This window comes from Rhizobacter sp. P3_B12 (assembly GCF_056402895.1).
Genome location: NZ_JBFUGN010001625.1, coordinates 1 through 729, shown reverse-complemented (window position 1 = coordinate 729; position 729 = coordinate 1). Strand labels below are relative to the sequence as shown.

Sequence of the window (729 nt, the reverse complement as noted above, 5' to 3'; positions counted from 1 at the left end):
GCCGGTCCGCCTGAGCCCGCACGAACACCTGCGCTTCGAATGGCTGCCGTGGCAAGACGCCGCCGCGCGCTGCTTCTCCGGCACCAACGCCGCCGCCATCCTCGACCTCGGAAGCTCCCCGCGATGAACGCGTCACCGTCGACCCTCCACCCCCCGCACGTGCTGCGCGTGGCCACGTACAACATCCACAAGGGCGTGCGCGGCGTCGGCCCCCGCAAGCGGCTGGAGATCCACAACCTGGGCCTCGGCATCGAGGCGCTCGACGCCGACATGGTGTTCCTGCAGGAGGTGCGCAGCTTCCACCACGGCGAGGCGCGGCTTTTTCCGGACACGCACAAGGGCTGGCCGCGCCTGCCGCAGGCGGAGTACCTGGCACCCGATGGCTACCACGCGGCCTACCGCACCAACGCGGTCACGCCGGGCGGTGAGCATGGCAACGCGTTGCTGTCGCGCTGGCCGCTGGGCGAGGAGATCGGGCACCACGATGTGTCCGATCACCGCTTCGAGCAGCGCGGGCTGTTGCACGTGCGGGTGCACTGGAATTCGGTGGTGGTGCATGCGATCGTCGCCCACCTCGGGCTGATCCATTCGAGCCGCGTGCGGCAGGTGGAGCGCATCGGTGCGTTCGTCGCGAACCACGTGCCGGCCAACGAGCTGGTGGTGCTGGCCGGCGATTTCAACGACTGGGGCGGCAAGCTCGACGCGCCGATGCATGCGCTCGGCCTGTAC

Annotated in this window: 1 protein-coding gene; it reads left to right on the top strand. The window is 69.8% G+C overall.

The genetic code is table 11. The features are described from left to right. Positions 1-123: 123 nt before the first annotated feature. A partial coding sequence (locus AC1D01_RS37310) for an endonuclease/exonuclease/phosphatase family protein (protein WP_477874942.1) occupies positions 124-729 on the top strand: 606 nt, incomplete at its 3' end.